At 39.9% G+C, this 24,883-nt stretch carries 26 protein-coding genes; 8 read left to right on the top strand and 18 right to left on the bottom strand.

All coding sequences use genetic code 11. The features are described from left to right. Positions 1-214: 214 nt before the first annotated feature. Together ppc and PCY07_RS04370 are read right to left on the bottom strand one after the other, a co-directional pair. Positions 215-3,040: a phosphoenolpyruvate carboxylase gene (gene ppc / locus PCY07_RS04365; RefSeq protein ID WP_049498647.1), complete on the bottom strand. Its 2,826-nt coding sequence runs from the start codon at positions 3,038-3,040 to the stop codon at positions 215-217. Between the two features lie 54 nt (positions 3,041-3,094). After that, entirely contained in the window at positions 3,095-4,336 is a 1,242-nt protein-coding gene (locus PCY07_RS04370; RefSeq protein ID WP_013903874.1) for an FtsW/RodA/SpoVE family cell cycle protein, read from the bottom strand. A 248-nt stretch (positions 4,337-4,584) separates the two neighbouring features. Here PCY07_RS04370 and PCY07_RS04375 point away from each other — a divergent pair, with 248 nt between their 5' ends. The 3 genes from PCY07_RS04375 to PCY07_RS04385 all read left to right on the top strand — a co-directional run bounded on the left by PCY07_RS04375 (position 4,585) and on the right by PCY07_RS04385 (position 6,720). Next, a complete protein-coding gene (locus tag PCY07_RS04375) occupies positions 4,585-5,460 on the top strand; it encodes a GH25 family lysozyme (protein WP_003016027.1) in 876 nt (291 codons plus the stop codon). Positions 5,461-5,600: 140 nt separating this feature from the next. Continuing rightward, positions 5,601-6,074: an aminoacyl-tRNA deacylase gene (locus tag PCY07_RS04380; RefSeq protein WP_049488869.1), complete on the top strand. Its 474-nt coding sequence runs from the start codon at positions 5,601-5,603 to the stop codon at positions 6,072-6,074. A 22-nt stretch (positions 6,075-6,096) separates the two neighbouring features. Then, a complete protein-coding gene (locus tag PCY07_RS04385) occupies positions 6,097-6,720 on the top strand; it encodes a histidine phosphatase family protein (protein WP_151191498.1) in 624 nt (207 codons plus the stop codon). A 36-nt stretch (positions 6,721-6,756) separates the two neighbouring features. Here the strand turns inward: PCY07_RS04385 and lysS are convergent, their stop codons facing one another. From lysS to PCY07_RS04405, 4 genes are all read right to left on the bottom strand, one after another. Next, the gene (lysS, locus tag PCY07_RS04390) at positions 6,757-8,247 is read right to left on the bottom strand and encodes a lysine--tRNA ligase (RefSeq protein WP_301355429.1); all 1,491 of its coding nucleotides are present in this window, start codon (positions 8,245-8,247) and stop codon (positions 6,757-6,759) included. A 268-nt stretch (positions 8,248-8,515) separates the two neighbouring features. Beyond that, complete coding sequence (locus PCY07_RS04395; RefSeq protein WP_003016034.1) at positions 8,516-9,853, bottom strand: ABC transporter permease; 1,338 nt, start codon at positions 9,851-9,853, stop codon at positions 8,516-8,518. Next, positions 9,853-10,548 (bottom strand): ABC transporter ATP-binding protein, encoded by a 696-nt coding sequence (locus tag PCY07_RS04400; RefSeq protein WP_003002759.1) that lies wholly within the window; start codon positions 10,546-10,548, stop codon positions 9,853-9,855. Before PCY07_RS04400 ends, PCY07_RS04395 begins: the two co-directional genes overlap by 1 nt. After that, positions 10,532-11,689 (bottom strand): efflux RND transporter periplasmic adaptor subunit, encoded by a 1,158-nt coding sequence (locus tag PCY07_RS04405; protein ID WP_049488871.1) that lies wholly within the window; start codon positions 11,687-11,689, stop codon positions 10,532-10,534. The genes PCY07_RS04400 and PCY07_RS04405 overlap by 17 nt, the downstream gene beginning before the upstream one ends. 179 nt (positions 11,690-11,868) lie before the next feature. Here PCY07_RS04405 and gorA point away from each other — a divergent pair, with 179 nt between their 5' ends. Then, positions 11,869-13,218 carry a glutathione-disulfide reductase gene (gene gorA / locus PCY07_RS04410; RefSeq protein WP_301355434.1) on the top strand — a complete coding sequence of 450 codons (1,350 nt, stop codon included), beginning with the start codon at positions 11,869-11,871 and terminating at the stop codon, positions 13,216-13,218. 43 nt (positions 13,219-13,261) lie between these two features. Here gorA and PCY07_RS04415 read toward each other — a convergent pair whose 3' ends face one another. The 3 genes from PCY07_RS04415 to PCY07_RS04425 all read right to left on the bottom strand — a co-directional run bounded on the left by PCY07_RS04415 (position 13,262) and on the right by PCY07_RS04425 (position 15,526). After that, a complete protein-coding gene (locus PCY07_RS04415; RefSeq protein ID WP_301355436.1) occupies positions 13,262-13,993 on the bottom strand; it encodes a cyclase family protein in 732 nt (243 codons plus the stop codon). A gap of 12 nt (positions 13,994-14,005) precedes the next feature. Next, on the bottom strand, positions 14,006-15,148 hold the full coding sequence (locus PCY07_RS04420) for a 5-methyltetrahydropteroyltriglutamate--homocysteine S-methyltransferase (RefSeq protein ID WP_301355438.1): 1,143 nt from the start codon (positions 15,146-15,148) through the stop codon (positions 14,006-14,008). A gap of 165 nt (positions 15,149-15,313) precedes the next feature. Continuing rightward, positions 15,314-15,526: a PC4/YdbC family ssDNA-binding protein gene (locus tag PCY07_RS04425; RefSeq protein ID WP_003002541.1), complete on the bottom strand. Its 213-nt coding sequence runs from the start codon at positions 15,524-15,526 to the stop codon at positions 15,314-15,316. A gap of 90 nt (positions 15,527-15,616) precedes the next feature. Here PCY07_RS04425 and PCY07_RS04430 point away from each other — a divergent pair, with 90 nt between their 5' ends. Next, positions 15,617-15,949 carry a hypothetical protein gene (locus tag PCY07_RS04430; RefSeq protein WP_013903885.1) on the top strand — a complete coding sequence of 111 codons (333 nt, stop codon included), beginning with the start codon at positions 15,617-15,619 and terminating at the stop codon, positions 15,947-15,949. A 263-nt stretch (positions 15,950-16,212) separates the two neighbouring features. Here the strand turns inward: PCY07_RS04430 and PCY07_RS04435 are convergent, their stop codons facing one another. Then, positions 16,213-16,542 carry a helix-turn-helix domain-containing protein gene (locus tag PCY07_RS04435; protein ID WP_013903886.1) on the bottom strand — a complete coding sequence of 110 codons (330 nt, stop codon included), beginning with the start codon at positions 16,540-16,542 and terminating at the stop codon, positions 16,213-16,215. A gap of 102 nt (positions 16,543-16,644) precedes the next feature. Between PCY07_RS04435 and PCY07_RS04440 the strand changes: the two genes are divergently transcribed. Then, the gene (locus tag PCY07_RS04440) at positions 16,645-16,770 is read left to right on the top strand and encodes a 3-hydroxyacyl-ACP dehydratase (protein WP_013903887.1); all 126 of its coding nucleotides are present in this window, start codon (positions 16,645-16,647) and stop codon (positions 16,768-16,770) included. A gap of 40 nt (positions 16,771-16,810) precedes the next feature. Beyond that, positions 16,811-18,181 carry an MFS transporter gene (locus tag PCY07_RS04445; RefSeq protein ID WP_150906377.1) on the top strand — a complete coding sequence of 457 codons (1,371 nt, stop codon included), beginning with the start codon at positions 16,811-16,813 and terminating at the stop codon, positions 18,179-18,181. A gap of 182 nt (positions 18,182-18,363) precedes the next feature. On the opposite strand, the gene PCY07_RS04450 is transcribed toward PCY07_RS04445, so the two are convergent. Together PCY07_RS04450 and PCY07_RS04455 are read right to left on the bottom strand one after the other, a co-directional pair. Further along, a complete protein-coding gene (locus PCY07_RS04450) occupies positions 18,364-19,650 on the bottom strand; it encodes a U32 family peptidase (protein ID WP_003002878.1) in 1,287 nt (428 codons plus the stop codon). Positions 19,651-19,745: 95 nt separating this feature from the next. Further along, the gene (locus PCY07_RS04455; protein ID WP_049488874.1) at positions 19,746-20,675 is read right to left on the bottom strand and encodes a peptidase U32 family protein; all 930 of its coding nucleotides are present in this window, start codon (positions 20,673-20,675) and stop codon (positions 19,746-19,748) included. Between the two features lie 129 nt (positions 20,676-20,804). Between PCY07_RS04455 and PCY07_RS04460 the strand changes: the two genes are divergently transcribed. Beyond that, positions 20,805-21,098, top strand: coding sequence for a DUF3270 family protein (locus PCY07_RS04460; protein WP_003015629.1), 294 nt, complete (start codon positions 20,805-20,807; stop codon positions 21,096-21,098). Positions 21,099-21,468: 370 nt separating this feature from the next. Here PCY07_RS04460 and PCY07_RS04465 read toward each other — a convergent pair whose 3' ends face one another. From PCY07_RS04465 to PCY07_RS04490, 6 genes are all read right to left on the bottom strand, one after another. Beyond that, positions 21,469-21,927 (bottom strand): YtxH domain-containing protein, encoded by a 459-nt coding sequence (locus PCY07_RS04465; RefSeq protein WP_003015602.1) that lies wholly within the window; start codon positions 21,925-21,927, stop codon positions 21,469-21,471. A gap of 14 nt (positions 21,928-21,941) precedes the next feature. Beyond that, complete coding sequence (locus PCY07_RS04470; protein ID WP_013903891.1) at positions 21,942-22,325, bottom strand: DUF948 domain-containing protein; 384 nt, start codon at positions 22,323-22,325, stop codon at positions 21,942-21,944. A 3-nt stretch (positions 22,326-22,328) separates the two neighbouring features. Further along, positions 22,329-23,111, bottom strand: coding sequence for a prolipoprotein diacylglyceryl transferase (gene lgt, locus PCY07_RS04475; RefSeq protein WP_223325084.1), 783 nt, complete (start codon positions 23,109-23,111; stop codon positions 22,329-22,331). Further along, positions 23,108-24,040, bottom strand: a complete 933-nt coding sequence (hprK, locus tag PCY07_RS04480; protein WP_003008114.1) for an HPr(Ser) kinase/phosphatase — start codon at positions 24,038-24,040, stop codon at positions 23,108-23,110. The genes lgt and hprK overlap by 4 nt, the downstream gene beginning before the upstream one ends. Before the next feature lie 172 nt (positions 24,041-24,212). Further along, on the bottom strand, positions 24,213-24,587 hold the full coding sequence (locus PCY07_RS04485; protein ID WP_301355449.1) for a hypothetical protein: 375 nt from the start codon (positions 24,585-24,587) through the stop codon (positions 24,213-24,215). A 12-nt stretch (positions 24,588-24,599) separates the two neighbouring features. Then, positions 24,600-24,881 carry a PspC domain-containing protein gene (locus PCY07_RS04490; RefSeq protein ID WP_013903896.1) on the bottom strand — a complete coding sequence of 94 codons (282 nt, stop codon included), beginning with the start codon at positions 24,879-24,881 and terminating at the stop codon, positions 24,600-24,602. Positions 24,882-24,883: the final 2 nt, after the last annotated feature.

Genomic DNA, 24,883 nt, shown 5'->3' on the forward strand with positions numbered 1-24,883 from the left:
TTCCTTACTATTCTATCGAATTTTAGATAAAATTGCAAGCCTTTTACCTATATTTTCTTAATTATTCCTCTTCTTTTCTTTTATTTTGTCATCTTACAGAAAGATCTTGATCAAGCTTTGAAAATTCCCATTAAAATCTGCTATTCAAGCTCGTTAATCATCTTCTATCACTTCCTTCCAGAGCAGAAAAAATCGGAACAATTGTTCCGATCTTTTAGCCTGAATTTCGTAATCCTGTAGCCACTCCATTGATAGTAATATGGATCAGCTTGTCTTGATCGGCTGGTAATTGGCCGGTCCGTTGACGTCGAATCAATTCTAACTGAATATAGTTCAAGACGTTAAAGTACGGCATCCGATAATCCAAACTTTCTTTCAGATAAGGATTTTCCGCGAGCAACTCGTCTTGTTCCTCAATCATCAAGATGATATCCTTCGTCAATTGCCATTCATGTAAGATAATTTGATAAATATTGCGCACTTCTTCTTCTTCACACAACTGCGCGTACTCAAAGGCAATATCCATATTGGCTTTTGATAAGACCATGTCCACATTTGACAAGAGAGATTGGAAGAAAGGCCAGTTTTTATACATGTATCGAAGAGTTTCAATATTTTCAGGATCCTCATCGATAAATTCCTTAAAGCTAGAACCTACTCCGTACCAACCAGGGAACATCACACGACTTTGTGACCAGGAGAATACCCAAGGAATCGCACGTAAACCACCAATTTCTGTAATGGTCTTACGAGCAGCTGGACGCGAACCAATATTAAAGCTAGAAATAGCCTTGATCGGACTTGATTCAAAGAAGTAGTCATAGAAGTGCTCATTTCCAAAGACCAAATCACGATAGATATCGTAACTACGATTCACTACTTTATCCATGACTTCCCCGAAACGATCGAACATAGAGAATGGACTCTTTTGTTCGGCAATCATTCGGTTAATGGTTGCAGAGACGAGCATCTCAAGGTTGTAATAAGCGGCATCTTTATTTCCATATTTATTTCCGATTACTTCCCCTTGCTCAGTTAAGCGAATTCGGTCATTAATCGATTTCAATGGTTGAGACGTGATGGCTTCATAAGTAGGACCTCCACCACGGCCAACGGTACCACCACGGCCATGGAAGAAAGTGATCTTCACTCCAAACTCATCTCCAATTGCGGTCAATTGTTGTTGAGCTTTAAAGAGGGTCCAACAAGAAGACAAATAACCACCATCTTTATTGGAATCAGAGTAACCTAACATAATTTCTTGGTAATTATTCTTAGAAGCAATCCAACGTTTAGCGATTGGAAGTGACAAGTAGCTTCTCATGGTTTCTTCTGAATGATCCAAGTCTTCAATTGTTTCAAACAATGGAACAATTTGCACACGTGCTTTTTCAGTATCAATTAAGCCCACTTCTTTTAACATCACTGCCAGTTCCAACATATCTGATACGCTTGTTGCATGGGAGATGATGTTTTGACGGATAACTTCTTCACCCAAGCGATCCTTCAATTCACGCGCTGTCTGGAAAATCGCCAATTCTTTTTCAAGCAACTCAGATTTATCGGCATGGGTTGCTGATAAAATACGTGGGTCTTCTAAGAGTTCTTTCAAGAGAATCTGACACTTTTTGTCCTCTGATAAATCTGAATAATGATCATTAATCCCTGCTGATTTCAGCAATTCTGCCACACAGGCTTCATGCACACTAGAATCTTGGCGCATATCAATAGATGCAAGGTAAAAACCAAAGACATCGATAGCTTCTAGGAGTTCTGCAAACTCACCGGAAATCAAATACTCTGATTTATTTTCTAACAAGGAATCTTTAATCTTTTCAAGATCTTCTTTAAACTCTTGAGCGGACGCATAAGCTGGAGATTCTTTAGCAGAAATCTCTTTTAAGGCGCCTGAAATCCGATTACCAATATAATCAGAAACGGGCCCTTGTTGGTGATTACTTGCTCCCAATAATCTCTCTACCGCATAGCGGTCTTCCCTTGTTTCACCAACCATAGTCCATTCTTTTAAGTTAACCAAGGTTTGGATCAATTTTGATTGGATATAGTGGAAAGCACGACGGTAAGGTTCTTTTTCGCGAAAGACTGACGTATCACTTGACAAGGCAGCCATCTCAGCTACCGCTTCACTAGTATTAGAGAGACTAGTAGAAAGTGAGAAATGACGGTATAATTTAGAAATCTTTTCAATGTAATAGTTCAAAATTACTTCACTTTGAATGGTTGCTGAACGTTTTAAAGTATCAGCCGTCACAAAAGGATTTCCATCCCTGTCTCCTCCAATCCACATTCCCATTGTAATTGGATGTGGTTGTTCGAGCTCTAAACCATGTTCTTTTGCTAAACGTTTGTATTCCAACACGAGGTTTGGAACAGCTTGTAAGAAGGAACTATTGTAATACTCCATGACGTTGGTGATCTCATTTGTCACCTTCAATTTTTTATCACGGATCATATCCGTTTGCATCATGATTTCAATATTACAACGAAGGTTATTATACCACTTATTCTCATTGATCAATCCTGCTTTAACATCCCGATGTTGGCGAAGTAAAGCATGAATATGATTGGTCAAATCCAGCATGGTCTTTCTTTGCACTTGAGTCGGATGGGCCGTTAAAACGGGTACAATATTTAGATTTTCTAAAATTTCTTGTGCATCTTCATTTTTTGCAACTTCTTTAATCGTTGAAGAAAGTTTCCCAAGATAATCGCCATCCACATTATTAAGATGATTGATTTCATAAGCTAAATCGACATCTTCAGAGATGTTGATCAACAGTGGTAAAATCGCAAAATAGCGTGAGATTACCGTCATTTCTTCATTAGACAATTGTTCTACTAATTGGTTCAAGTCACGGTAATTCTTTGTTTTCGATAGATCCTTTAATTGTGAAATTTTTTCAAATGTCTCCGGACAAACAAGATTTTTAGTAATATCATCCAATAGATCTGTTAGAATTTCGGCTTCTTCTTTGACAATGTCTTTATTTCTAAAGTTCTCTAATTTTTGTAAGACCATTTTTTCTCCTTTATTGATCGTAGTCTTATTGATCGTAGTCTAGCAAATACAAATTTAGTAATAAGATTTAATTTTACCCTTCTCCTCAAAAAGAATTCCTTCCTGCTTCATTCTTAGTCTTTTTTCACTAGCATCAATGTTAAGAACAAAAGCAATAGCTACAGATAAGACCCATAAGCTGTTCCCTCCTTGGGATAAGAAAGGAAAAGTTACCCCAGTAGATGGGATCAAACCCGAAATTCCTCCGATGTTAATAAAGGTTTGCACCAACATCATGCCACCAATACCAATGGCCATCATAGAATTAAAAGGATTTTTTGCTCGAATTCCTACTAAGATCACTCGAAGAATCAAGAAGAATAAGAGTGCAAGGATCAAGCTAGCTCCAACAAAACCTAATTCTTCAATCACAATCGCAAATACAAAGTCAGTGTGTGCTTCAGGTAGATAACCTTGCTTTTCAATTGAATTTCCTAGGCCTAATCCAAACCATCCACCGTTACTCATGGCATAATAGGAATTGGCCAATTGGTGACCTGCACCAGTCAAGTCATTAAATGGATTGAAGAAGGCACTAAAACGTTTGGCTACATAACCAAAAACAGGAATTTTAGCGACACGGTCCACACCAATGATCCAAATTGAACCAAGAATAATCGCCGATCCACTAACGACTAAACCAAGCAGAGAAGTGAACCAACGGTACCCCACTCCACTAGCCGTAATCATAATCAAGACCGTTAAAGCCAAGATGGTTGCATTTCCTAAGTCGGGCATAATAGCAACGATTCCAATGAGAATCAAAGTCAACCAACGCCAATCAGTTAAATTCCTAGGAATCCACTCATTATGGGTCAAGGCTTGATAATCATAGTCACGTATTTCATCTTGCCGTTTAGAAAAAATTAAAGCTAAATACCAGACTAAAATAACCTTAAGGTACTCCGCTGGCTGGATACTGAAGCCTCCAGGAATTGTCAACCAACCATGAGCCCCATTGACCGTATCAGTAACAAACCTTGAAAGAAGTAACAAAATTACCTCAATAAAGATAATAACAGCTAAAACTTTCTTATTTCGAAGAAAGTTTAAACTAAACTTGTAGATCAATGCAATGGTCAAGAGACTGAGGATAAAAAAGAGCCCCTGCGTCCGCACCATCCGGATCGAACTCACTCCACTTTGAATCGCTAAGGCACTTGTTGTCGAATAGACTACAATCAAACCAATGATGGATAAAATCAAATAGGGAATGAGGATGGAATAATTTAAAAGATGTCTTTTATCAATTTTCATAGTTCACCATATTCCTAATGTTCAACCTTCATTATATCATTTTTAAGAAGCAAAACCAAGGAAAGGCCAGAAAAGATTCGGCTTCTTCTCTATTTTTAAGTAATATTCTATTGATTCTTCTTATTTTCATATATTTTTATCCTTTTTCGATGAAAATATTCCTTTTTTTAGAAAATAATGGCTGAAATCAGCATCTTTTAAGCATTAAGTTTTGCCTTTTCGTTTTTTTTACGGTAAAATGTTTCTGTATGAGAAAAAGGATAAAACCCGCTGTTCTCTTGGTCTTTTTTATCGGTATCATTTCTTTTCTCGTTCTTTCACGAACGATTGCCGATCTGCAAGCAAGAGAGCGACAAGAAACAACCAAAACCATTCCGAACTCCAATACACCTCGAAAAACAACTACTGCAAGCTCTTCTTCAAAAAAAGAAGAAGACATCAATCCAGAACTGGTTGGCCGTCCAATCATTGATATCTCGGGCTGGCAATTACCAAGCGAAATTGATTACGATGTCCTCTCCCAAAATGTGGGAGGTGTGATTGTTCGCGTTCATAGTGGAGCCCAAGCTAAAAAGGAAAATGCAGCAACCTACTTAAATGGTCTGGATAAATCTTTTAAAACCCATATCCAAGAATTCCAAAAACGAAATATCCCTGTCGCAGTCTATGCTTATGTCGCTGCTAAGGATAAAAAAGAAATGGAAAAAGAAGCAGAAGAATTTTACAAGGCTGCTTCTCCTTACAAGCCGACCTACTATTGGTTAGACGTTGAGGAAAAAACTATGAAGGATATGAATGCAGGTGTTGAAGCCTTCCGAGCAAAACTACAAGCTCTTGGTGCAAAAAATATTGGAATCTATATCGGAACCTACTTCATGGAAGAACACAGTATCTCCACTGATAAATTTACTGCTCTTTGGATTCCAACATATGGATTTGATGATGGCTATTATAATGCTGCGCCAGATACCAATACGGAATATGACTTGCATCAATATACCTCTCAAGGGCAATTAAATGGATTCTCACACTACTTGGATCTCAACCAAATTGCTCCGACGCAAGACCAAGAAGCGATTTATCGGAAACTATTCAAGGTACAAAAAGATGGCTCTTCCTCATAGCCTTAAAACAGCAGATCAAGTGATCTTCACTTTTTCTGCTGTTTTCTATTTTTTAGGAGAAAGCAATATTGCCACTATTATATGTTATAATGGTCTAATGAAATCTGATTTTGTAGAGAAAAAGAGAAAAGGAGAAAGCCATGGCAAAAAAAAATAAAGTAAAAAAAACCTTGGTCGAACAGATCTTGACAAAAGCAAAAATTGAGCACATAGGCTTACAAATCAACGCTTTAGAAGGGATCTTACCAGAAGGTATTGATCGCTCTACTATTTTCAAAACCTTAGCTCTCAAAGGAGATAAAACGGGTCCAGTGATTGGGATCATTCCTATCACGGAGCATCTTTCAGAGAAAAAATTGGCCAAATTATCGGGAAATAAGAAAGTGGCAATGATTCCTCAAAAGGATCTCGAAAAAACAACAGGTTATATTCATGGTGCCAATAATCCGGTAGGCATTCGTCAAAAGCATCCTTTTCCTATCTTTATCGATGAATCTGCCCTTCAGTTAGAAACCATGATCGTATCTGCTGGGGAAATCGGCCATAGTATTCAAATCAAACCACAACTTCTAGCAGACTTCGTTAAAGCGACTTTTGCAGATATTTTGGAATAAAGACAGAGAAGGAGCCAAGATTGTGAAACTATATTTTATTCGACACGGACGGACAGAATGGAATGAAGAGGGACGTTTTCAGGGATCAAATGGCGATTCTCCGCTGTTACCAGCCTCCATTCATCAGCTTGAAAAATTAGGAAAGCACCTAGCTAGTGTTCCTTTTGATGCAGCCTTTGCAAGTGATCTGCCACGAACAGTCCATACCGCACAGATCATCCTCGATCAATTGGAGACTCCTCTAGAATTGCAAGCAACGCCTGCTCTACGTGAGTGGAATTTGGGAAAACTGGAAGGGGCTAAAATTTCTACCATTTCAGCTATCTATCCCCAACAAATGGATGCCTTTCGCCATAACCTCGCTCGCTTTCAAAATGAAATCTTTGATGCAGAATCTGTCTATGAAACGACTAAACGTACCTGTGATTTTGTAAAAAGCCTGAAAGGAAAAGAGCTCGATACTGTTCTCATCGTTGGACACGGAGCTAATTTGACAGCTTCTATTCGAACCTTGCTTGGTTATGAAACTGGAGAACTCCGCAAAAATGGCGGACTAGACAATGCCAGCGTGACGATTTTGACAACAGATGATTTTGAGCACTATCACTTAGACACTTGGAACGACACTTCTTATATGGAAGACTAAAAAACACTGATCTTGCGATCAGTGTTTTCTTTTAGCTTATTTCATAGTTGGGAAGAGAAGGACGTCGCGAATTGTTGTTACATTTGTCAACAACATAACGAGACGGTCAATACCAATTCCAAGTCCACCTGTTGGTGGCATACCATATTCGAGGGCTTCAACGTAGTCATAGTCGATGCCTGTAGCTTCGTCATCTCCCAATTCTTTCGCACGCGCTTGCGCTTCAAAACGTTGCAATTGATCGATCGGATCATTCAATTCCGTGAAGGCATTGGCATACTCTTTGGTCATGATGAAGAGTTCGAAACGGTCAGTGAAGCGTGGGTCCTCTGGATTTTTCTTAGCCAAAGGTGACACTGCTACTGGGTGACCATAAACAAAAGTTGGTTGCGTCAAGGTTTCTTCAACAAATTCTTCGAAGAAGGCATTGATAATTTGTCCCACTTCTGTGTAGTGTTTTTCAACTGGTACATGTTTTTCGTTTGCAAGTGCTACAGCTTCTTCAAAGGTCATGTCTTTCCAGAAGTCAATACCTGTGATTTCTTTAATTGCATCAACCATGTGAACTCGTTTGAAAGGTTCGTTGATTTTGATTTCTGTTCCTTGATAGTCAATTGGACCATCACCATGGACCGCTTTCGCAGCATGTTGGATAATGCCTTCTGTTAAGTCCATGATATCATGGAAGTCAGCGTAAGCTTGATACACTTCGATCGAAGTGAATTCAGGGTTGTGAGTGGCATCCATTCCTTCGTTACGGAAGATCCGTCCGATTTCGTATACGCGTTCCATCCCACCAACAATCAAACGTTTCAAGTGAAGCTCCGTCGCGATACGAAGCACCATGTCAATGTTTTGCGCATTGTGGTGAGTGATAAATGGTTTGGCAGCCGCACCCCCAGCTTCATTGTGAAGCACTGGTGTTTCCACTTCAAGGAATCCCTGACCGTCTAAATAACGACGGATTTCAGAGATGATTTTTGAACGGGTTACAAAGCGTTCAAAGCTTTCACGGTTTGAAATCAAATCCAAATAACGTTTGCGATAGATGGTTTCAACGTCTGAAAGTCCGTGGAATTTTTCAGGCAAAGGACGAAGGGCTTTTGACAAGTGAGTGATATGAGTTGCTTTAATCGAAAGTTCACCCATGTCTGTGCGCATGATTTCCCCTTCAACTCCAAGGAAATCACCAAGGTCTGCTTTTTTGAAGATCTCGTAGTTTTCTTCTCCAACAGCATCCTTACGAACGTAGATCTGAATTTGACCTTCACGGTCTTGAAGATGGGCAAAGCCAACCTTTCCTTTTCCACGTTTGGTAACAAGACGACCTGCAATAATAGCTGTTTCGTTCAAGTCGTGGAGTTGTTCTTTATCTAATTCTGAATATTTTTCTTTTAATTGACCTGAATTTGCAGTACGTTCGAATCGCTTCCCAAATGGATCGATTCCTTGTTCACGAAGGGCCGCCATTTTCTCACGACGGACAATCTGCTGGTCATTTAATTCTTCCATATGTTCAGTAGTCATTTGGAACCTCCTAAGTTATTCTTCCCTATTCTATCATATTTAGACCAGAAATTCACTAATATTTGCCAATTAAACAAAAATAAGGCTAGGTAAAATGTAACCTCTCGAAGCTATACTCAAATAATATCTGAAAACTGTCGTTGACTGCTTAAACTGTTTAACCTGTACAGGGCGAGATGATTGAAAAATTTCGACAAGCTATTCCACAACAGCATCAAAAAGGAGCGTGGAGAATCTTGAACCATTCATCCTGACTCGCTCCTATTTTTTATTCATAACGAAGGGCTTCGATAGGATTTAACTTAGAAGCCTTATTCGCTGGTAAAATTCCAAAGATAATGCCTACAAAAGCAGAGAAAATAATACTGCCGATAGCGACATTTAAGGAAATAATCGGTGGTCCTTCTAGGGAGGCTGCTGCGAGTGTAGTAATCAAGCTATTCACACCATAAGCAAGGCCAAGTCCAATCAGCCCACCAATGATAGTCAAGACCATCGACTCAATCAAAAATTGAACCAGAATCTTACCTCGGGTTGCTCCCAATGCTTTGCGAAGACCGATCTCTCTCGTCCGCTCTGTGACAGAAACCAACATGATATTCATGACTCCAATCCCACCAACTAAGAGAGAAATCCCTGCAATGGCACCGATCACTGTCGTCATAATTCCTACTACTTTGTTGGTTTCCTCTAGGATGCTATCCAAATTAAAGATTTGGAATTCCCCTTGGCGAACACCTGATAGCTCTGTTAGCTTTTGAGCAGCTTCGATCCCAACAGATTTGATTTCTTTCACATTTGGAACGTGGACGACAATATTTTGAATTTCATCTGTTCCGAATTCAGAGGCCAGCTGAGTATTGGCCATCAAGGCGCTTCCACCTGAGGAAGCTCCATAGAGAGCTGTCCCTGCATTTGGATCCTTGAAAATTCCAACGACGCGATAATTGTTGTCCCCAACAGAGACCACCTGATTCAGCGGATTCTCCGTTCCAAATAATTGTTGGGCCAATCCTTCATCAAGGAGCACCACCCGTGAGAAATTACTATAGTCTGAAGGGGTTAATTTTCGTCCAGATAAGAGCTCAACCTTTTTGACAGAAAAATAGGTCTCATTTACTCCTTGGATGTTCACCCCGTCTGCTTTTTTCTTTTGAAAAGCAATGGTTGCATTGGAGGTATTGCCAACATAGTAACCATCGATGCCTTGAATCTTGGTTAATTCCTTAACCCAAGATTCTTGCACAACTGGTGGTGCTTCTTGGACTTGACCATCAATATCTTCAGCATTTTCCCCATCGATATCCGAAGGAGCAGCCATCCCTCGATCTTCAGCTGCAGGGCCACTTTCGCCTCCACCCTCACCTGTATCTTCAGAAGGGCCAATATTGATTCCTGTCACATAGCCACTCTTGTTGGGAGAATAAGAGATTTGTACATACTCTTGGTCCTTGGTAAAAGTCTTGGTGACACCAGCTTTCATACCATCTCCCAGAGCCATGATGACAACGACAGAAGCAACCCCAATAATGATCCCTACCATGGTCAAGAAAGACCGTAATTTATGACTCATAATCGAGCTGATCGCAAATTTCCAATTTTGCATTAGGTCCCCCTTTCCAGCTTGCTATCTGAGGAGATCACTCCATCACGAATGACGATGCGACGATGCGCAAAGGCTGCAATTTCTGGCTCGTGTGTAACCATGATAATGGTTTTTCCTTCTTGGTTTAGCTTGGTTAACAAGTCCATTATTTGCTCCCCCGTCTTGGTATCTAGGGCTCCAGTCGGCTCATCTGCTAAGACGATGGCTGGCTGATTGACAAGGGCTCGAGCAATAGCAACCCGCTGTTTTTGACCTCCTGAGAGCTCTGAAGGCAAATGGTGCATGCGAGAATGGAGCTCTACCTTTTCAAGGTATTGCTCAGCTAATTCCTTCCGTTTAGCAGGATGAACTCCCGCATAAATGAGAGGCAGTTCCACATTTTGAAAGGCATTGAGCTTAGAGAGAAGAAAGAATTGTTGAAAGACAAAACCGATCTGTTCATTTCGAACACGTGCTAATTTTTTCTCACTGAGGTTTCCAACTTCCTGGCCTTCTAGGAAATACTCTCCACTGGTCGGTCGGTCCAACAAGCCAATGACGTTCATCAAGGTCGATTTCCCTGAGCCTGATGGGCCCATAATGGCCACAAACTCGCCCTCTTCGACTTCTAAATCGATGTCTTTTAAGACACGAAGTTCTTGGTCTCCATTTTTATAGGTTTTATTGATTCCTTTTAGTTCAATCAATTTTGTCATATTTTCCGATCTCTTTTCCATCTTCCAGTTTCTCATTAGGATTCACAATAACTTGAGCATCTTTCTTCAAGCCTGACAAGATTTCCTGGTTTTCAGCATCGGCGTTACCAAGCGTCACTTTTACTTTCTTAGCCTTGCCATTTTCGACCGTCCATACATAACTCGTGTCCCCATCAGCCATGACACTTGTCACGGGAACAAGGGGATGTTGAGTAGAACTTTTGACTTCAATATTGACAGAAAAACCTTGTTTGAGTTCCCCAATCTCACTGGTAATATCCACTGTGAATGGGTACTTGGCTCCACCGCTTCCTTGTGTTCCACCTGCTGCATTGGCACCTGCTTGACCCGAGTCGGTCGGATAGTTCGCTACATAAGAAATCTTTCCTGTCCAGGTTTTATCCGGATAAACCTTGGAAGTGAGGACCACTTCCTGACCTTCAGAGATATTGGCCAAATTGTATTCAGACAATTCCCCTTTGACTTGTAAATTTCCGTTGCTCACAATGTGAACCAGAGTTTGATTGGTCCCTGTAGTCGATTTTGAAACATCTTTATTAACTTCGACTACAGTGCCATCTGTGTTACTCTTGACCGTCGTCGCATCCAGAAGAGCCTTAGCCTTGTTCATATTATCGACCGCATCCAACTTGGCATCTCGTAAATCGCTAGCTTGGGAATCGACTGTTCGTTGGGTCTGCGAAGCCGATTTGGCATCTGCTTCTTCATCGCCTGTCGTATCAATGGTCACACCATTTGTCAGTAAGTCATTTAACTGACGATCTGCCTTATTGACAGCACGAACGGCTGCATCATAAGCGGTTTGGGCCTCTGTACTGCTATACTGAACAATTGGCTGACCGGCCGTTACTTGATCTCCTACATTGACCAAAATCGACTGCAAATCCCCTTTGGTTCCATCAAAATAGACATACTGTTCCTGATTGGCAGTGACTTTCCCAGTTAACAAGACCGAAGAAGCGATCGAGCCATCCTTGACCGTTTGCACCATTGGAGTTTCTTTCGTGATTGCCTGATCAGGAGTACTTGGGTGCGAAAACATCATCACACTTCCTGTTCCAATCACCACAATTGCTGCACCTGCAGCTGTAAATAGTTGCCATTTTTTCAATTTCTTCATCGTTTTTCTCCATCAAAGAAAGCGTTTTATTCTATACCATAGTATACCATATTTCCTTACTTTTCTATCTAAAACTGACACGGCAAAATGAAATTTAAATGCTTGGTAACATGCTAAACCCTTGACTTTTGTAACAGTTGATATTACAATCAAACTGAAATCCCATTTAGGAGGAAAACATGAAAGAATTTGATATTATTTCAATTGGTGGAGGTAGTGGAGGAATCGCTACGATGAACCGGGCTGGGGAGCACGGAGCTCGGGCTGCCGTCATTGAAGAAAAACAACTGGGTGGCACCTGTGTCAACAGAGGATGTGTGCCTAAAAAAATTATGTGGTATGGTGCACAAATTGCAGAAGCTATTCGCGATTATGGACCAGACTATGGATTTACTTCTGAACAAACCAGATTTGATTTTGCAACCTTAAGAAAAAATCGCGAAGCCTATATTGACCGTTCCCGTAATTCCTATGATGGCAGTTTTAAACGCAATGGGGTTGAACGAATTGAAGGACGTGCCCGTTTTGTAGATTCTCATACAATTGAGGTAAATGGGGAAACCATTAAGGCCAAACATATCGTGATTGCGACCGGTGCCCATCCCTTTATTCCTTCTGTTCCTGGAGCTGAATTTGGCGAAACTTCTGATGATGTCTTTGCTTGGGAAGAACTGCCAAGTTCCGTTGCCATTATTGGAGCAGGCTACATCGCGGTGGAACTAGCCGGTGTGCTCCACCATTTAGGCGTTCAAACAGACCTCTTCATCCGAAAAGATCGGGTTTTACGTAGTTTTGATTCCTATATTGTCGATGGTTTAATGGAAGAAATGGAAAAACAAAACCTTCCACTTCACAAACATAAGGTTCCCATGAAGCTTGAAAAATTAGCAGACGGTCGTGTGAAGATATATTTTGAAGATATGACCAGCCATGTAGCTGAACATGTCATCTGGGCAACAGGACGAAAACCAAACGTCCAGGATCTCAATTTGGAAGCTGCAGGTGTCACCTTAAATGAAAAAGGATTCATTGCAGTGGACGAATACCAGAATACAGTTATTCCAGGAATCTATGCCCTTGGCGATGTCACAGGAGAAAAAGAATTAACCCCTGTCGCTATTAAAGCTGGACGCACTCTTTCTGAACGACTATTCAATGGAAAAGTCAATGCCAAAATGGATTATACAAGTATCCCGACCGTTGTCTTTTCTCACCCTGCTATCGGTACCGTTGGCTTAACAGAGGAAGAAGCCCAGCAAACTTATGGAAAAGAGAATATCAAAGTCTATACTTCTCAATTTGCTTCCATGTACACCGCTGTTACCCAACACCGCCAGCAAGCAAAATTTAAACTCATCACTGCAGGACCAGAAGAAAAAGTCGTTGGCCTTCACGGTCTTGGCTACGGAGTGGATGAAATGATCCAAGGATTTGCAGTTGCTATCAAGATGGGAGCGACAAAAGCCGATTTCGATGCGACTGTCGCCATTCACCCAACTGGATCCGAAGAATTTGTGACTATGAGATAAAAAATAAGCTTGAAGTCCTTGTACTTCAAGCTTTTTTCTTTTCTTATGGTAAGATGGCAATGGCACGAACAGGTGAACCAGTTGCCTTGTCCCAATGAGGGAAAGCAATCGAAATTAAGGCACCTACAGCTGGGACTTGATCCAATTGGTTCAAGACTTCAACTTGGTAGATGTTTTGTTCCAAGAGGTAGTATTCATTGACCAAGCCATGCTCTGCTGCTGGAATACCCGCATCGGTATCAAAGGTTTCATGCCCCACAGCCTTGACATGGCGTTCATGAATCAAGAATTCCAGAGCTTCACGGCTCCATCCTGGACTTTGTTGAACCCCATTTTCATCAAGGTTGCGCATAGCATCTTGATCCGGCCAACGTTTTGACCAATCACTACGGAAGGCCACAAAGGCCCCTTCTTCAATTTGTCCATACTCTGCTTCAAAGTCTAAGATATCTTGTTTGCTCAAGATAAAGTTTGGATTGGCTGCAACTTCTTTAGACTTGTCGATAACATAGAGTGGCAAGAGGAGATCTTTAAGGGCAATCTCATCTAACCAACGACCACCTTCTACAAAGTGAATTGGTGCATCGATATGCGTACCGTATTGACCAACCACTGTAAATTTTTGAACATGGAAACCATCTTTTAGTGTGAAGAGATCTTCTTGTTGCAAAGCAGGAAGGGCTGGGAAGTGTGGACTTTCCGCATTGATCTGGTGACTCAAGTCCACCCATTTTTTAGCTTGCAATTCTTTATAAATACTTAGTAAATCTGACATGTTTCTTCCTCCTTATTTGTCCCAAACTTCAGCGACAATTTCTTTAATCAAGCCGATTTTTTTCCATTGGTCTTCTTCTGTCAAAATGTTTCCTTCTTCTGTTGAAGCAAATCCACACTGAGTAGACAGGTAAAGATTTTCTAAAGGTACATACTGACTCGCTTCTTTAATACGAGCGATGACTTCATCCTTGTTCTCCAGTTGACCACTCTTAGATGTCAAGAGGCCTAACACCACTCCTTTTCCAGGGGTCACTTCTGCAAGTGGTTCAAAACCACCAGCACGATCGGTGTCAAACTCAAGGAAGTACGCATTGACCGCTTCTTCTCCAAGGAGTTCTTTGGCAATCGGTGCATAGCCACCTGATGAAGCCCAGGTGGAATGGAAGTTCCCACGACAAACATGCGTATTGACGGTCAAACCAGCTGGAACATTTTGGTAGACATCGTTGTTAAAGGTCAAGAAGAGATCAGCGAGTTCCCGGCGAACCTCATCTTTTGACTTGCCTTGAGCTGCTCCCCAAGCCGTCAAGAAATTATCATCTACCAAGACACCCCAAGTACAATCATCTACTTGAAGAGTCCGAAGACCTGCATCATACAAATCTTGAATCACTTGAATATAGGCTTGCTTGATGTCTTCACGAACAGCCACAAAATCAGGATAGATGTTATTCAATTGCTCTACATGTTCTGCATCACGAATCAATTCAAAATAGAATTGCGCAGGTGCTGGAATGGTATATTTAGGTTCTACACCATCTACATCTGCTACAAGATCACGCAAGAACTTGTAATGCTCTACAAATGGATGATTGGCTCCTGTAATTTTTCCAACTACAAGTGCCGAGTCCGCCTTGGTCGTTTCATCATGGAATTGATAGCCTTGTGCAGCTTGGACGTGATCAATGCCACCAAAGCCCCAGAAGAAATCCAAATGCCAATAAGCACGGCGGAATTCTCCATCCGTTACTGACTTCAGACCAGCCGCAATTTCTTTTTCAACTAAGTCACGAATCGCTTGATCTTCTACTTTTGTTAAGTCAGCCTGACTAATTTTTCCAGTTGAGAAATCTTCACGAGCCTGAACCAAAGTAGCTGGACGAAGAAATGAACCAACATGGTCTATGCGATAAGGTGCATGTGTATGTGTCAATATGAATTCCTCTTTCCTATAAATTTTACATTAATTCATCAATGCAACCATTATAGCAGTCTAATACTTGATAAACAAGGGCTTGGGATAATCTAATATCTTTGACATCTATATAGTCTTAGACTATAACAAAAAAAGAAGTCCTTGAAGGACCTCTTTTTTATTTTAATTTTTAAATGCATCGAGCATAACTTGAAACTCTTCGTTCGTAAGTGTAATTCCTTTCCCCATCTTTGTATGGTCGGGACTCCAGGTCCGGATATCATACTTAGCTGGAGCACCGTTAAAACTTACACGGTTCAATTCCTTGGTCCAACCCTTGTCATTTTCTGACAAGACCAGTAGATGTTCTTCGATTTGGAATGAAAATTCTGCCATTTTACGACTCCTTTCTTGCCTTCTCATCTCTATTATTCGTAAATCATTTACAAAATCGTTGAAATTTTCTATAATATATTGTATCAAGTTATGGAGAATTTAGCTATGAAAAAATTTCTCGAGATCGTTAAAGACCGAGCAAATGAATTTTTCAATGGAAAAGTCAGTACCCCTGCCCCATTAGAAGATGAGAGAATTATTGAAATCATTCAACAAGCATTGCGAAAAAAACAAGGGGTTCATGTTATTTTTTCAAACAAGAGTTTTACAGGCGATATTGTCAAGTATGACCAAGAACGCCGACAACTGATCGTGAAAAATTTTAAAAAGAGTATGTCCACGATTATTCGGATTTCTGAGATCCAGAAAATCAGTTTGGTTCCCAATAATATTCGCATCGCCCAACAAAAAGGAGAGGTTTAACCCTCTCTTTTATATTGAAAACAAACGTCATTTTTGGCGTTTGTTTTTATTACTTTTAATCTCATTTCTAAATTTATTAGAGTATCAAAAAAATTCTATCAAATTTTAACTTTAACTTTTGAACCTAGTAAAAAGTTAAAGTTCCAGTACATACTACTAGTATTGACGTTGCCTTGATTAAAAAGGTCACCAAATCTTTCATAATTACATTATCTATTTAAAGAAAAATATTAGTAATAAATTATGTAAATTCAATCTAATCTCTAATCACCATAAGTATGCTCCCATTTTTTCATTTCTTCAACGATACTTCTTAGAGCGATACCTTTTTTTGTCATTTTATATTCAACCTGTGGAGGCGATGTCGGTAAAACTTTTCTTGATAAAATACCTTCTTGCTCAAAATCATGTAATCGTTGAGCTAATATTCTAGGATTAATACCTTCTACACTACGCAAAAGACTACTATAATGTATATTACCATCAATAATTTCAGATAAGATCTCAAGAGTAAATTTACCTTTTAGTAAATTCAAGACCCTTCTTGCTGGACAAATTGATTTTTTCAAAGATTGCTTCTTGCAAGTCTCCATTCATTTCCTCCTTTTTTGATAGTTACTATACTTTTTTTCCCTTCTTGTTTCAGAAATTATTACATGATAAGCTAATTATATCATTTGAAAGGGGAAATTACTATGGATATTACAACTAAGTTTGACCGTATCAAAGATATTCTCGGTTGCGCTGATGGAAGATACTTTGGCACTGGATATACTCAAGTAAAATATTTTCAGAAAGTTAAATATATTGCTTTTGATTGATAAATGAAAATTGGTTTGATGAAATAACGGAGGAAGCTTGATGAAAAAAACAAATACAAAAGCGCCAGCTTATCTACTTTTTATTCTTTCACTAGGATACATTATGGCGGTCCTAGATACAACCGGAGTGGTTCTTGCTGTTCCCCATATTGAAACAGCTATGAGCGTCTCATTAGAGCAATCCATTTGGATTATTAACGCCTATACACTAGCTTTAGGCTCTTTACTCCTACTTTCAGGAAATCTAACAACAAAATATGGTGCTAAACGAATTTTATTATTTGGAATGACAATTTTTACACTTGCCTCATTTGGGTGCTCTTTTTCACCAAATATTGAAACATTAATCATACTTAGATTCGTTCAAGGTTTCGGTGCTTCTTTGTTTATGCCTAGTTCATTAGCACTTTTATTCATTTCATACCCTGATTCTACTAAAAGAGCACGTATGTTAGGAATTTGGACAGCAATTATTTCTGTTGCAACCGGTACTGGTTCTTTTATTGGTGGACTAATTATTAACTACTTCGGATGGAGGGGTATTTTCTTAATCAATATTCCATTGGGAATTTTGACAGTAATTTCAATATTACTTCTTGTGAAAAACAATATTGCCAATCCAAAGACTAGAATTGACATTTTCAGTAATATATTTCTTGTTGCAACTATCGGAAGTCTAGTTATTTACCTTGTTGAAGGGAATCAATATGGCTATAGTAACCTAAATCTTTTATTGTTTCTTCTCCTGTTTATATTATTTACTGTTGGTTTAGTAGTCCACGATAAAAAAAGTAAAGCACCTATTGTTCCCCACCAACTATTAAAAAATGCTAAGTTTATTGTCTCTAATCTGTTAGGTTTAGTAGTTAACATTTCATTATATGGTATTGTTTTGGTGCTAGGACTTTATTTTCAAACTTATTTAAACCTCTCCTCAATGGTTTCTGGACTCCTCATTCTACCAGGAATGATTGTCTTAATTATTGGTAATTTATTTTACGCACGTGCTGTAAAACGATTTTCCGTGGGAAGCCTCGCTACTGTCTCAATTATTTTTGCCATTGTAGGAGCAGCAGGAATTTTTGGAATTGGAGTCCTTTTTCATGAAATTCAACTATACATCCTAATCCCTTTATTTTCTTTAATGAGCCTTGGTATCGGAGTGTTAACTCCAGCAACTACTACCATTCTTATGGAAGCTGCTGGTCAAGAATTATCTGGAATTGCTGGTGCAACTTTAAACGCTAACAAACAAATTGGTGGACTTTTTGGTACAACAATTATGGGGATTCTAACTACTAATTTATCCCATAATTGGAATATGGTTATCGTTGTCGCATTTTTGGTTAACGTGATAATGTATATTGCTACTTGGTTAATTGCTAGTCGTTACCTTTATGGAAAAGAATAAAACCAAACAGAATGCATTCAATTAAAAGTTGATTATACAGATTGAAGAAAAAGTCCATTTTGACAATTTTCTTCAATCTTTTTTCATAATTATATAAAGAAAAAACTCTAAAGGAGAAGTTTTTCTAGTCCTAATAGAGTTTTTCTATATTCTGAAGAGAGATTTAACCCTCTCTTTTTTTGTTATACTCGAACAGTTTTACTTGCCCCATCTTTTGAGTAGAGATTGATTAAACCTTCCTGGCAAGAACGAATCATATCTCCTGGCTTGACTTCTTGTGGAACGGTGATCGTAAGAAGTTCCATCGGATTTGGTGCGCGATCAATCTTCACTCCATCCTTATCATGCAAGTCTTGGATCTGGCATTCAAAATGACGGAAGCCTGGTCCGTAGAATTCCACTTGGTCGCCTTCATTGATGACATTCCGTTGGCGAATCGTCGCAGTCATGGTAGATGGATCAAAGTCCACCACTTCTCCTACAAATTTGTATTGCGGAATCTTACGACGTGCCCCAAACAATTGTTCATTTTCAGTCGGTGTTTGGTAGTAGAATCCAGTTGCTAATTCACGTTGAGCGACTTTCCACAATTCATTGATCAAATCATCCTTAATGGCATAAAAGGCTTCTGGACTTTCCATATAGGCATCACAAGCTGCCTTGTAACAGTTGGCAACTGTTGATACGTAATGGACAGATTTCATCCGACCTTCGATCTTCAAGCTATCAACCCCATTGTCAATCATGTCTGGAATATTTTCGATCATACACATGTCCACGGCTGACATAGAATATTCTTCTGGGACTTGTCCTTTGATACTCTTGCGTTCTTGGCCAAATGGCATATCATAGAGATCGTATTTCCAACGACAAGATTGAGAACAACCACCACGGTTGGCATCCCGGTCAGACATGTGGTTAGAAAGGGTACAACGTCCGGAATAAGAAATACACATGGCTCCATGAACGAAGGCTTCGATCTCAAGATCGGTACGCTTACGGATCTCTGCCAACTCTTCCATGGATACCTCACGGGCCAAGACGACACGGGTCAAGCCATATTCTTTCCAGAAATGGAAGGTCTCCACGTTGGTTGCAGAAGCTTGCGTAGACAAGTGAATATTGAGTCCAGGTGCATAAGTTGCACAGATTTCAATCAAGGCCGGGTCTGAGACGATCACGGCGTCAAGGCCCATATCTCGTAATTCACGGAACCATTCACCAGCCCCTTGTTCATTTCCCTCATGGGTCACCATGTTCGAAGCCACGTGTACATCTACGCCACGTGCATGCGCATATTCGATACCTTCACGAAGCTCATCCATGGTAAAGTTTCCAGCACGGCTACGCAAACCATAGGCTTGTCCACCGACGAACACTGCGTCTGCCCCATAATTAACGGCAACTTTTAATTTTTCTAATGTTCCAGCAGGTACCAAAACCTCTGGACGTTTTTTTGTATTTGTCATGTTTTCTCCAATTTACAAGATTGTCGATATGATGAATAGCCTCTTCGTTCCCTGAAAAAGGAAAACTCACAAACGAAGAAGCCCTAGTTTTTTTATTATTTTACACGATCTGGTTCATAATCATAGAAACCAGTATCCAAACCACGATTAGCTGGATGCAATTTGCGGATTTCTTCATCAAACAGATAGGCTTGATCCTGTGTAAATGTTCCTTTTTGAATCAAATCACGGGCCTTGACAAAGTACTCTGTAATCTTGACAAAGTTTTCACCCGGACAGTAGACACCATCGAGTTTCCAATGATCAAAGCCATGTTCTACCAACTCAGACAATTTGGTCATCATATCCAAGTCATTATTTGAGAAGATATGGGTTCCATGTTTGTCCTCGTAGACTGAATAATGAGAATTTGGATCTCCTGGTTCTGCTAAGAACAGGTCGCGATCTTTGGTTACAGAGTCCTCTGTCTTGATGAAGTTGTAATAATTCTGAAGAAGAGGTCGTTTCGAATGGTGGATAATGCTAGCACCATAGACCAAGACTTCCGCTGGAATCTGAAGATTCTCAGCCATTACGAATAATTCGGCAGATGGAATCTCACGAGCCAAAACAGCCTCAGAAGCTCCTGCTTGTTTTCCCCAGAAATTGATCTGGCGGCTAGAAGTGACCATGGTTGAGGCATCGTAAATCGTTTTGAATGGATAGCCATCTCGTTTCAAGACATAAAAAACGCCCGCATCTCCGACAGTAATATAATCAGCCTGAATTTCCTTTAGAAAATCTAGAAAAGGCTTGATTGAATCCATCATCGATTGGTGCATCAGTGCATTTACAGCTACTGTCAATTCTTTGCCAGCAGCATGGACCAGTTGGGCAATTCGATTTATTTCGTCATAGCTTAAAGTTTGAGGCAATCGTAATCCATAATCTTTTTCACCGACATAGATTCGGTCAACCCCTGCATCAATCAGGGCTTGCGCTTGCTCAACACTCTCTGCTGTTGCTGTAATAATAATATTTTTCATAGAACCATTATAACAAAAATTCCGATATTCTAGAAAAATTTATTCATTTTGTAAAATTTGTAACATTTTTGTAACATTTATATTCCTGAATTCATGATAGAATAATAGGGTACTGTTAGGAGAGAGAAAATGCCCGTAAGAAATTTAAGACACTATGATGAAGAATTCGATTATATCGAATTAACCAAACAAACCCAAGAAACCCCTATTCAGGACTATGCTCCTGAAGTTGAACCCGCACCTCAATTAAGTGAATTGCTATATTTTTTAAATATCGCTATTTTCTGTGTGTTGACGGTTGTATTTAGTTTTGTCTTTTTAGCAACAAAAATGAATACCTTCTTTGCATTTGCTTTAGCGATTGGTTCTAGCTTTGCTAGTATTCAAGGGTTCCGAATTTACTACAATAAACGAAAAAAATAAAAATCAGGTTCGCCTGATTTTTTTATTTACTCGAATTTTTTTAATTCCTAAGTTGTCAAATTAAGTTAGACTTTTCATGTAACTCAGAAAAACATGGTATGGTGTTTGATAATTCAAAGGCTTCCTAGGAATTCTATAAGAATAAATACTTTTTATGAGTTAAAGTTATTCAATCATCAATTGAAACTTTCCGCCGTGAGAAAAGTGCCTGAAACAATTATGTTTCAGGTACTCGGGAGTTTTGAAACTTTAGGTTCAAAACTAAGTCATGGAACTTCTTTGAAGTTCGCTGACGTCCGTACTCACTTAAGGAAAGTTTCTAAGATGAATTTATCTTCAATCTGAAAAGAGGCTCAGTGAGCCTCTTTTTTTATGCTTCTTTTGTTTCTTCTTCAGACGCTTCTTCAGAATTTTTTTCATCCAACTCTAACACGATGTCTTCTGATTCTGTTTGTTTGCGAATGGATTGAACCAAGTCATTGCCACTTAGATTTTCTTTTTGAAGTTTATCCTTAAATGAGTGATAGACTTCTTGAGATTTTTCAACCACATCTTGCGTCTTTTCTTTGACAGATTCCAAAACAGTCCCTGTCGTAATTTCTCCAGAACCAACTTTTTCTTTGGTTTGTTGGATCACTTCTGCTGCTTGTTTTGAAACATCCTTCGCAGTTTGTTTAACGGATTCATGTACTTCTTGAGGATCTTCTTGATAATCTTTTACGAATCGTGCAACTTTTTTAGTGACTTTCTTTCCTTGCTCAGTTGATAAATAGTAGGCTGCTGAAGCACCTGAAATGACACCAATTAATAAACTAGATAAACGTCCCATATTCTTCCTCGATTCTATTTAAATAATTTTGAAGCCATCTTAATCGCTTTTAATCCGATAGAGGCTTTCACTGTTTTTCCACCAGCTGACACTGCTTTGACACTCAATTGACGGGCTTGATCATTCAAATCTGAAACAGACTCGGAAAGATCCGCTACGGCTGTAAAGAGTGGGTCAATCGTTGCAACTTTTTGATTCAAATCATCCGTTAAAACATTGACTTTTGCCAATAGATCATTGGTCTGATGCAAGGTGACATTGACATCTGATGTCAAAACTTGGATGGTTTTTTGCGTCTCATCTACAACTTTTCCAATCTTTGAGAGGAAAAAAATCATATAAATGACAAGCGCTACTAAGGCAAGACCTAAGAGGCCGTATGCAATTTCAATAAACATATGTTACTCCTTTGTTTCTACATAATAAGGGGCTTTTTTGCGTCGTTGGTAAAAGATGATGGCGAGTCCAACTAGAATCAGGATCATCGACAACCACTGGGAAACACGTAAGCCCGCAAACATCAAGCTATCCGTCCGCATTCCTTCGATGATCATCCGACCAAAACCATACCAGATAAGGTAAAAGGCTGTGACCTCACCTTGTCGCAAAAATTGGGGCTTCCTACGAAGAATTAAGATCAAGAGAAATCCTAACAGATTCCAACTGGATTCATATAAGAACGTTGGCTGACGGTAACTACCATCTATATACATTTGATCTCGAATAAAAGAGGGCAGGTAGTTAAGACTTTTGACAGCAGCTCCATAAGCTTCCTGGTTAAAGAAGTTTCCCCAGCGACCAATACTCTGGGCAATCATGACGCTTGGGGCCGCAATATCTAAGAAATCAATTGGCTCAATCAAGCGTCTACGAGAGAATAGGTAGAGGACAAGGGCACCTGTCAAGAGGCCACCATAAATCGCGATTCCTCCGTTCCAGATAGCAAAAATCTCACCCAGGTGCTGGCTATAGTAGCCCCATTCAAAAATAACGTAATAGAGCCTAGCCCCCACAATCGCAAGCGGAAAAGCGATCAAAATGAAATCAATGATATCATCTGGATCAATTTTCTTACGGGGCGCTTCTTTCATGGAAAGATAAACGGCTAGAATCAAGCCAGAGACAATACAAATTGCGTACCAACGAATACTGATCGGACCTAATTGAAGGGCTACTGGATTCATTCCTTCACCTCATTTTGACTAATCAACTGGGACAAACGTTCTTCAAAGGTTTTGGTGGCATCATAGCCCATTTCTTTAGCCCGAACATTCATAGCTGCGGCTTCAATCACGACCGAAATGTTCCGACCAGTCTTCACAGGGATGCGTATCCGAGGAATGGTCACACCACCGATTTCCAACTCTTCTGCATTATTACCGAGACGATCATAAACCTGATCCTTAGCATAATTTTCCAAGTAAACGGCGATTTGGACTTGTGAAGAATCCTTCACAGCACTCGCACCGTAGAGACTCATGACATCGATAATTCCGACACCACGGATCTCTAGTAAGTGGCGTAGGATTTCAGCTGGCTCTCCCCAAAGGGTCATCTCATCTCTGGCATAGATATCAACTCGGTCATCTGCTACGAGGCGGTGACCCCGCTTGACAAGTTCCAAACCTGTCTCGCTTTTTCCGATTCCGCTATCTCCTTGGATCAAGACACCCATCCCATAAATATCCATCAAGACACCGTGTACACTCGTGCGTTCTGCTAGCCGACTATCCAAATAGCTAGAAAGCTCTCCAGATAAACGACTGGTTGCAACATTGCTCTTCAAAATGGCTAGTTGCTTCTCTTCAGCAGCACGCAACATTTCTTCTGGAATTTCTAAATTCCGCGCGACAATGATGACAGGTGTCTCTGGCTGGAACATCTTGCGCAAGACCTGATGACGGTTGTGAGAGCTCATCTTCACCAGGTAGGACCATTCTTTCATTCCTACAAGCTGAATCCGCTCAGGTGTGTAATAGTCGAAATAGCCCGTCATTTCAAGACCTGGACGTGAAATGTCCGCAGTCGTAATTTCCTTACTTAAGAGGCTATCATCCCCATAAACAACCGATAGACGAAGCTTTTCCTGTATATCGCGAACAGTAACTGCCATATCATTCTCCCTTTTCAAATTCTCTCTCTATTATAGCAGATTTTCTCTTCAGACGAGAGACTGAAGTGTCATTTGAAAGATCCATTTTCAACTCCTTTTTAAGGCAAGCAAAAAGAGGCCAAGACAAAGGTCTCCAACCTCTAGAAAATGATGGGAACATATGAAGAATGCTCTAGTCTTCGCCTTGCAAAAAATCTTTGATCATAGATTTGATTCCGGTAGAGACCGCATAGACCACCGCATTTGAAGGAAATGCGATCAAGCCGTGCATAAAGGTGGTAGGTCCTCCCCCCAGCAAGGACAAAACCAGATACAAAATCGGAAGAAATAAAATCGAAAACCGATAAATTTGTGGCTTTCTAGCCATTTCTGTTGGCAGAAACAAGAGGTAGAAGAGACTATTCCAAATACCCAGTGGAAAAAGGAGCATTCCGATCAAAACTGTTCCAACTCCTTCACCAAAAACACGATTTAAAATGAAAAACTGTCCTATAAAACTGAAGAAGAGATATAGAATAAAAGCAAGGTAATAGAACTTCTGCTTCACTCGGATCTCCTTTTAAAAAAATGGACTATCATTCTGATCATGGATGGGTTCAGCCTCTTTTCTTCGACGAGGTCGAGGGCCATAGTCAAACATTTCCTGCTCCTCCTCGTCCTTATAAGGCAAGGTCGTATCTAACAGTAAATAGATAATCACACCGATAAAGGCATGAGAAACCGTAAAAAGAATAAACAAGAAGCGTAGGAGAGTTACGCTAAGACCAAATTTATCGGCTAAGCCAGCTAGCACACCTGAAACCAGGCGATGTCGTTTTAATTTGTAAAATGATGCTGTCATTT

Origin of the sequence: Streptococcus sp. SP1, from assembly GCF_030440005.1 — a bacterium.
Lineage (GTDB): Bacteria > Bacillota > Bacilli > Lactobacillales > Streptococcaceae > Streptococcus > Streptococcus parasanguinis.